Origin of the sequence: Neochlamydia sp. TUME1 (assembly GCF_000813645.1) — a bacterium.
Taxonomy (GTDB): domain Bacteria; phylum Chlamydiota; class Chlamydiia; order Chlamydiales; family Parachlamydiaceae; genus Neochlamydia.
The window spans coordinates 19891-27883 of record NZ_JRXI01000117.1 but is presented as its reverse complement, the minus strand read 5'-3'; the positions used below and the strand labels follow the sequence as shown (position 1 = coordinate 27883).

Annotated in this window: 11 protein-coding genes; 6 read left to right on the top strand and 5 right to left on the bottom strand. The window is 37.0% G+C overall.

Features of this window, described 5'->3' with window-relative positions:
* The 3 genes from DB41_RS05385 to DB41_RS05380 all read right to left on the bottom strand — a co-directional run.
* Positions 1 to 948, bottom strand: a 948-nt coding sequence (locus tag DB41_RS05385; protein WP_052243932.1) for a leucine-rich repeat domain-containing protein, incomplete at its 3' end; no start/stop codon positions are given.
* Between the two features lie 262 nt (positions 949 to 1210).
* Complete coding sequence (locus DB41_RS12105; RefSeq protein ID WP_052243931.1) at positions 1211 to 1555, bottom strand: hypothetical protein; 345 nt, start codon at positions 1553 to 1555, stop codon at positions 1211 to 1213.
* Positions 1515 to 2528, bottom strand: a complete 1014-nt coding sequence (locus DB41_RS05380) for a hypothetical protein (protein WP_052243930.1) — start codon at positions 2526 to 2528, stop codon at positions 1515 to 1517. The genes DB41_RS12105 and DB41_RS05380 overlap by 41 nt, the downstream gene beginning before the upstream one ends.
* A gap of 240 nt (positions 2529 to 2768) precedes the next feature.
* On the opposite strand from DB41_RS05380, the gene tpiA reads away from it, so the two are divergent.
* Both tpiA and secG read left to right on the top strand, forming a co-directional pair.
* Positions 2769 to 3560: a triose-phosphate isomerase gene (gene tpiA, locus DB41_RS05375; protein WP_039385182.1), complete on the top strand. Its 792-nt coding sequence runs from the start codon at positions 2769 to 2771 to the stop codon at positions 3558 to 3560.
* Positions 3557 to 3853, top strand: coding sequence for a preprotein translocase subunit SecG (gene secG, locus DB41_RS05370; protein ID WP_039385181.1), 297 nt, complete (start codon positions 3557 to 3559; stop codon positions 3851 to 3853). The genes tpiA and secG overlap by 4 nt, the downstream gene beginning before the upstream one ends.
* Before the next feature lie 45 nt (positions 3854 to 3898).
* Here the strand turns inward: secG and DB41_RS05365 are convergent, their stop codons facing one another.
* Both DB41_RS05365 and def read right to left on the bottom strand, forming a co-directional pair.
* Positions 3899 to 4348: a hypothetical protein gene (locus DB41_RS05365; protein ID WP_039385179.1), complete on the bottom strand. Its 450-nt coding sequence runs from the start codon at positions 4346 to 4348 to the stop codon at positions 3899 to 3901.
* Positions 4349 to 4631: 283 nt separating this feature from the next.
* Positions 4632 to 5168, bottom strand: a complete 537-nt coding sequence (gene def / locus DB41_RS05360; protein ID WP_039385178.1) for a peptide deformylase — start codon at positions 5166 to 5168, stop codon at positions 4632 to 4634.
* A gap of 1259 nt (positions 5169 to 6427) precedes the next feature.
* Between def and DB41_RS12870 the strand changes: the two genes are divergently transcribed.
* The 4 genes from DB41_RS12870 to DB41_RS05345 all read left to right on the top strand — a co-directional run bounded on the left by DB41_RS12870 (position 6428) and on the right by DB41_RS05345 (position 7716).
* The gene (locus tag DB41_RS12870) at positions 6428 to 6535 is read left to right on the top strand and encodes a DUF6444 domain-containing protein (RefSeq protein ID WP_368730543.1); all 108 of its coding nucleotides are present in this window, start codon (positions 6428 to 6430) and stop codon (positions 6533 to 6535) included.
* A 99-nt stretch (positions 6536 to 6634) separates the two neighbouring features.
* Positions 6635 to 6832, top strand: coding sequence for a hypothetical protein (locus DB41_RS05355; protein WP_039385176.1), 198 nt, complete (start codon positions 6635 to 6637; stop codon positions 6830 to 6832).
* Positions 6833 to 6876: 44 nt separating this feature from the next.
* The gene (locus DB41_RS05350) at positions 6877 to 7161 is read left to right on the top strand and encodes a hypothetical protein (RefSeq protein ID WP_039385174.1); all 285 of its coding nucleotides are present in this window, start codon (positions 6877 to 6879) and stop codon (positions 7159 to 7161) included.
* A 237-nt stretch (positions 7162 to 7398) separates the two neighbouring features.
* A complete protein-coding gene (locus DB41_RS05345; RefSeq protein ID WP_155117588.1) occupies positions 7399 to 7716 on the top strand; it encodes a hypothetical protein in 318 nt (105 codons plus the stop codon).
* Positions 7717 to 7993 lie beyond the last annotated feature (277 nt).

The window sequence follows — 7993 nt, the reverse complement described above, 5'->3', positions numbered from 1 at the left end:
GTTTTGATTTAATTCAAGCCTTTGCAGCTCAGACAGCTGCCCAATTTCTGCAGACAGAGCGGTGAACTGGTTTTGATTTAAGCCAAGCCATTGCAGATCAGACAGCTGCCCGATTTCTGTAGGCAGAGCGGTGAGCTGGTTTTGGCCTAAGTGAAGCTGTAGCAGATTAGACAGCTGCCCGATTTCTGCAGGCAGGCTGGTGAGCTGGTTTTGATTTAAGTAAAGCACTTGCAGCTGAGACAGTTGCCCCATTTCTGCAGGCAGACTGGTAAGCTGGTTTTGATTTAAGTAAAGCCCTTGCAGCTGAGACAGCTGCCCAACTTCTGCAGGCAGGCTGGTGAGCTGGTTCTGATCTAAGTAAAGCTCTCGCAACTGAGACAATTGGCATATTTCTGGGGGTAAATAAGTCAAGCCTGCTTGAGATAAATTTAAAACCTTGATTTTACACTTTTTTTTAATCCAATCTCTAAGTAGCTCTCCTTTTTTTCCTAGAGGCAAGTGCTTAATTTCTTCTCGGTTCAAGTATTCTTCCCCGCCAGGAAGTTTTTTCCAAAGTAAAAGGCGATTAGTATTTAAGAGATAAGAAGAGTAGTTAGCCAGCGTTAAGCCTTTTTTTTCTTCTGTTTTCTCTTTAAATTCCAAAGGAGAAATAGATTTAGCTAAGGTAAAAACTTGTTTAAAAACTTGATAAACTTTTTCAGTAGAGGTAAGTCCAGGATTGAGTTGATAAACTTTAGCTAACAAAAGAGTTCGCTGGGTAGTGGCATTCTTCTTGGGGAAATGAAGCTGTGCTATGTTTTTATAAAGAGAAGTCATCGCTTCAGAAGCTAGCAGATGATGCCATCTTTTACAGACGCTAAATAAGGAAGGAACTGCGCAGGCCTCTAAGATAGGGAGCAGCAATTCATTGGGCAAGCTTTCAATAGATGTCGATGAGATAGGATGCATTTTATTTCCTTGGGTAGTGATAAGTTTTCAGCATTATTATTTTTTAAAGATAATATATAAAAAATTAAAAAAGCAAGTCAAACGAATTCGTATCAGCGATTCCCGCAAATAAAAATTTTAACGTTATTTACAGATAATCTTAAGGTTTGCTTATCTAAAAGCAAAAGGGTACCTTAAGCTTTCTTTGCCGAAGTTAATATTTAGTTTAAAGTTAAGAATTTCTACACTCAAGGATTCAAATGGCACTTTCAAGCTTTTTTTGTTAAGAAGTATTCGGAGTAAGTTTTGCCCCTTTAAATCCATAGGCAATTGAGTGGTAAAGATCTTGCCAGCTATCGATAAAGTAAGAGACAAAAAAAGCCCGCATTAGCATCCATAAGCTACTTCTTGAGCCAGCTTTTTTGACAGCAGCTAAAAACATACTGCAGCAGTGCTGTTGCACTTGATCGATCAGGAAAGCTAACATCATAAGATAGTCAAACAGATGGCATAGATGCTGATGACCATGGCCAAAGTTATGCTCAAATTCATACCCTTGATTCTTGAGTGTGTTAAAGTTCTCATTTTCAATTTTCCATCTCGCTCTTAGCTTCCTGTATAAGTTCATAAACATTGTTAGCATTAATAGGCAGGTCTGTAATCCAGGTAAAATGTTTCTTTCCCTGCTTAGAATCGTTAATCCAACTTTCAAAGAAATTGACCTGCAAATCCGCATGTGTGTCATTGAGAGGGACACCATTGATAAAACGAATGTTAAGTTCGCCTTTCTTTTCTTTTATTGTAAGCTCTTCAAAATCTAAACCTTGCATCCACTCAAATAAGGAAGCATTGCCTTCAGGCTTTACTCCTATGATGTAATGTAGCTTAGCCTGTTGTAATTCTTTAAGATGAGGGCCATTAGCACTTAAAGCATCTTGAGTGACAATAACATTTAAGTGAGGATGTTCTTTACGGAATGCTTGGATAAAGCGTTTAGCTGCATTGCTTTCACAATCGTTTTTACTAGCTCCATCTTCATTGGAAATAGGTTCTGGGCCAACAGGAATAACCTCTTGGCAATCAGGATGTACAATAGAACCTGCTAAAATTTGATGGTAATAACTGCTGCTTCCATCGCGATGTTTTTTTTCACAACAATGCTTACAATGAATGGTTTCTGAAGAAAAAACACCCGTTCCGTCTAAAGAGAGTAAATAGTAGTTGTTAAGAAAAAGGAAGTTTTCCAACACTTTCCCACGTGGTAAATGGGCAAAAAGCTTACAAAAAGCGCCTCTTAATAAAGAAGGAGAAATTACATCTAATCGCTCTCTTAAATAAGTGTCTGATGGTACCTTTTCAATCTTGTAAAGAGTTAAAAGATTATGCTTGATGATAGGTTCTTCTTTTCTTTGATCAAACTTTAACAAAGAGGGAAACTTTAAACCAAACAAAGCAAGGCCACTCATCAGACAATCAACAAGAGGAACTTTGGCTTTCTTTGAAGAAACACTGGGCTCTTTGATTCTTGTAAAGGCTTTACGTGTGATGGCCAGTAAACCTGCAGCACAAAGGTATTTTTTCTCTTTCGCCCATATTCCCATAACTAACCTCACCTAATTGTTTACGAAAAAAATTTCTTTTTTAGTTTATCACACGGGGGGGGGGCGGGAATCGCTGCATTAAGTTAAAGAGATTTGCATTAGAATAAAGGATATAATTATTCATTTTCCTTAAATTGTGTATTTTAGAGTATTCCTCTTAGATGAAGCAAAACATTCATAGGGATGGCTTGCTTTTTAGGTAGAAAAAATGATAATATCACTTTTAAAAAAGGAATTTTCATGACGTCCGCAAGCCGTCCCGTAGTCATCGCTGGCAATTGGAAAATGTATAAAACAATTGAGGAGGCTACAGCTTTTGTTCCAGAGCTAGTATCATTAATTAATACCCCTCAAGCTCACATTTATTTAGCGGTACCTTTTACTGCTATTAAAGCAACTTCAGAAGCAGCAAAAGATACTGTTGTAGTTGTGGGAGCCCAAAATATAAATGATGCATCTGAAGGGGCTTTTACCGGAGAAATTGCCGGGAAAATGCTAAAAGATGCAGGGGCAGAATTTGTGATTATAGGTCACTCCGAACGGCGACGCCTTTTCTATGAAACAGATGACCTTATTAATAAAAAAGTTAAAAGGGCTTTACAGGATAATTTACAAGTGATTTTTTGCGTGGGTGAATCAAAAAAAGAGAGAGAAGCGCAACAGACTCATGAAGTATTGGCTAGGCAGCTTAAAGAGGGTCTGGCGGATATTTCAGTAGAACAGCTTAGACATATTATTATTGCCTACGAGCCTATATGGGCTATAGGCATGCCTCAACCAGCAGGAGCTGAAACGGCCCAGGATGCGCACGCATTTTGCCGCCAATTAATAAATGAAGGCTGGGATGAAAAAGCTGCGGAACAGATTATTATTCAGTACGGGGGAGCGGTGAAACCAGAAAATGCGAAAAAATTTTTAGAACAGCCCGATATTGACGGTTTACTTGTAGGAGGAGCTTCTCTTTCAGCAAAAGATTTTGCTCAAATTATTAATTGTTATAACTCTATTTATGAAGAAGGGATTACTAAATGACATTTTTATATTACACCACTATGGTTTTTTTCATGATGCTATGTGCTTTATTGTGCTTTGTCATTTTGATCCAAGAAAGTAAAAGCTCAGGGCTAGGAGCCTCTTTTGGGGGGGAAGCAAGCGAGTCGTTATTTGGAACATCTACCGCTGACGTTTTGAAAAAATTTACCGCTTGGCTAGCAGTAATCTTTTTTGCTGCTTGTATTATTCTCTCCTTATGGACTAATGCTATAGGCCGTGCTAATCAAGCGCAAAGCATGCCATTTACCCTAGAAAATACCGAATCCCCTTAACATTAAAAGCTTAACGAATAACGTTTATAAACGTTATTCGTGCTTTCATGTTTCTTGATTAATCTGCTTTATCGACTGATCAATCCATTTAACTTGCCGCAAGGTGGCAGCCATAAGGACGCCGAAAACTGTTCCTGCCACTAGGCAAGTAGCTGCAATGAAAATAATCTTGGAGGCGACTAAAGTGACGAGAGCAACAATTGCTACTAAGCTTACTAGATTTGAAAGAAGGCTAGAATCATGATATTGTTCAATCTTGCTGTAATAAACACGTAAATCATAAAGAGAGTTTCTACGTAAATTATTATCTAGGTTTACTTCTTGAAGTTCCTTGTCAATGGTCTTGAGGATGTATTTGGTAACGAATTTGCCTATGATAGGAGTAAGCGATAAAATTTTAAAATTTAGCTGAGCTTGAAAAGGAGGTTTGTTATCAAGCAAGGCTGGATGATGGGTTGTATTCATTCCGCCATGTATAGTAGGGGAGGGAAACATTTTTACTCCTGACTTTATCAGTTTTAACAAGTTTTTGCAAAGGGCTTACCCCAAAAAACCACATTTATGAGTGTTTCAGGAAAAGAAGGAAAGCCTAATCTTTATAAAATTGCTTATTCAATAAAGAGCTAAATTTTTGCCTTTTTGCAAAGTTTTAATAAAAGAGAAGAGAGCAGTTTTTTAACTTCCTATGAACAACCTTCTACCATTTATGATAATGCCTTAAGAGTGAGTAATTTTATAAAATACTGCCTCTTGAAAAACAACTAAAATATTTAGAGCTTTAACTTTTAAAAGAGTATTTCTTTTTAATTTCTCGAAGTTTAGATTCTAAATTCTGGCGGTCTGATCGGCTTGCTATACGATCAATAAATAATTTTCCATTGAGATGGTCATTTTCGTGTAAGATGCAGCGAGCTTCATAGCCTACGAATTCTTCGGTAAATGTTTTGGCATCTAAGTCCATCGCTTGGACCACAATTTTTAAAGGGCGTGTAACTAACCCTGAAACTTTAGGGATGGAAAGGCAGCCTTCTGGTAGGGTGTCACTTTCTTCGCTATAGGAAAGAATTTTAGGATTAATAAAAATTCTTTCCACGCCAGGAAGGGTAGTCTCATCATTAATATAGGTAGGTACACAGGTAACAAATATAGCAATAGATTGATGGACTTGAGGACCTGCCAAGCCGATGCCTTTTTCTGCATACATCGTTTCTAACATATTGGCTGCAAGCTGACGCAAATCAGAATCAAATTCTTTAATAGTCTCCGTTTTCTTACGAAGAATAGGATCTCCATAGTAGGCAAGCTGTAAAATCATAAAAGCTTTAAATAAAAGTGATAATACAAGGGAAGATAACCCACTACAATTTTTTTTGCAATCCTAAATACAGTGTTAATAATAATAAAATGAAAAAGTTTTCTTCTCATTAGAAGAGATAAAATATTCTATATTTGTAATAATTTTGCTTGAATGTATATTAATCATTATTAACATGCAAACATACGATTAATTGGTAAATAATTTGTTACACATTCAAACATTTGATTTTTTAAAGTTTTTGTAGATTAGATTTTTCTTTAAAAGTTTTCTTTGCTTTGTCGCCATCGCCTTGAAACATTAACCATCTACTATTAAACGTTAAATTTTCTCCTTAAAGAATTCTTCTAACGGAAGCTATCTAGGATATTTAGGAGGAAAGTTGCTGGATTTCTCTGGTAAGAACCTGGATAACATATGCCTTTTTTGTAAGAGATATTAATTCTTCAGCTTTCCCGTTTTTATATAGACTTGTTTACTTAAGCTTTACCTTAAAGCTCTTTCGGCTAAAGCTTTCTTAGCATGTTTGAAGAATTTGAACTAGTCAAGCTTTGTTCCTTTGGCTATGTCCAACTTTGCTTTTAAAAAACATTTTTTCTCCTCTTTCTTAAGCGGTGGCTAAGCTTTGGCGCATTATTTTGCTCTGCTTTTAGCTTACACTTTTACTCTCTCTCCACTTTCGCCAGCTGCTTTTACTAGCAGTTAGGTTAGAAAAGATGAGCCATGGCTACAGGAAAGAAAGTAAACGAAAGCCTAGTATCATCATGTTTCTATCTATTTGCAAATATATTTAGCCCTCGCAAGCTGGTTGTTGCTTAAGCGATAAAGAAATTAATCAAGCATTCTTGGAAGGGATAAAACAATGCAAAGTAGATTTTGCCTTACATTAAGGCATAGTAGCTGTGCCCTGCAATTAAAAATACTTTAAGCCGATCTGCCTTATCAGGCTTTTTCTTAATAAAATGCTTTAAAGCATTGTGAGGGGAGGCTAGAAAGTCCAAAATCTCTCTTTCAATCAAATCTTTATCGCGATTAGCTTAAATCAGTCTTGCCTGGTAAGCAGGGGAGGTATCAATTATTATGAGATAAATAAAACAATTTCTAGGGTTTATATTTGCTTAATCATATATTAATTACTATGCGACCTTCATACATACGAGCAGCTATTTAAAGAGAATGCAGAGTTAAGGGCTGAAAATATGCAGCTAAAAACCCTGGTGAATAGATTGGAAAAGGTAATCACCTAGCTTGAAGCGCGTATTGCTCATTTGGAAGAACAGCTTAATCAAAATTCTAAGAATAGTTCTCAGCTACCGTCCACGGATCAAAAAGCTAATCGTTCATTATGGGCTAAAGTAGAAAATTGACCTTATCACCCTGGTGCTAGCCGTCAACTACTACCTGCTAGTGCAGTTACCTCGCATGAGGTTTGTAGTATAAAAGTTTGTCCAAACTGCCACTCTGCTATGCATGCAACTGATAAGTTTTTTGCATGGCAGCAGATCGGGCTTCCTGAAATTAAACCTTTGGTGCATCAAATAGATTTGGTAACGAGCAGATGCCCTTGCTGCCATCTACAAATACGTGCTGAACTTAAAGAAAATGAGCCATTCTTGCTGGGTCCTAGGCTAGAAAGTTTTATTAATTTATTGATGGGGCAATAAGCCTAAGGCCATCGTACCGTGCGTGCCCTGATTAGTGCGCTAATTTGCTTAATGTAGCTTTAAGCCAAGGTCTTATTTCTAAAGTTAAAGCTCGCACCGCTGCCTTACTTTTTTCGCCTTATGAAACACTCGTTAAAGCAGCTATTACCACCTCGCAGCCTTTGCATATAGATGCAACGAGCTGGCGTCATGCCGCCACTAATGAACATTGGTTAGTCCTACGTGTAGGAAATGTGATTGCTTATGCATTAAGACTCTATCAAAATGGCGCTACTCTAAAGATAGTAATCGGTCAGAAGATTCATTGCTTAGAGAGTGGTCGAGGCTAAAGCTATCCATCAAATTAAGGTAAAGATCAAACAGTATTGTTTAGCTCATCTACTCCGCAATATACAAGGGCAAGCAGAACAGTCCCATATATCTTTAAACGATACAAAGCTTTTAGGACACCTAATGACACCTTGCAAGAGCTTTTAAAGATAAACATCGCCTAGAAAAAGGACAAATCAGCCAGCCTACTTAGGCTATAGTATGGGTAGCTTAACTAGCGTTATATACAAGAAGAATTGCAGACACTGCATTGCTGGAGTAACACTAAAAAGTTGCGGAAGTTTTGCCACAAGCTTTTAAAGCAGATCAAACATTTCCATGCTTGCTTGAAAGATTCTGCTATTCCTATGACCCATCATGCTGCCGAAGAACTTTTAAGAAATCTAGCCATTGTACGTAAGTTAGGTAGCCAGTCTATTGATGGCAAAAGATGGAGAGAAGTGCTGCATAGCTGTATCGAAACTCTTTATCGTCAACGAAAGTCTATTCTAGATTTTCTAGCAGACGCCATCTATGCAGCTCCTAACAAGCAAACTACCCCTTCTGTTATCTAAAAATTTTTATATCCCGTGCCCGCTTACCTTGCCTGTCTTTAAATAACTCATTTATTTAATTGCTTAAAAAATCTCTTTGCTTAACTATTTTTGCTTGATTAATGGTCAAATTATTTTAATTTTTATTTGTTAACTTTTATTAAAGTATTATGGTTTTTCACAGCTTAAAATGCTTTATAACTCCTTGACATTTGGAGTTGTCTTTGAAGGATATTTTAATGAAAATATCTCTCCTCAGTTTAAAAAAATAAAGATGCCAAGAAGGAAAACATTAAAA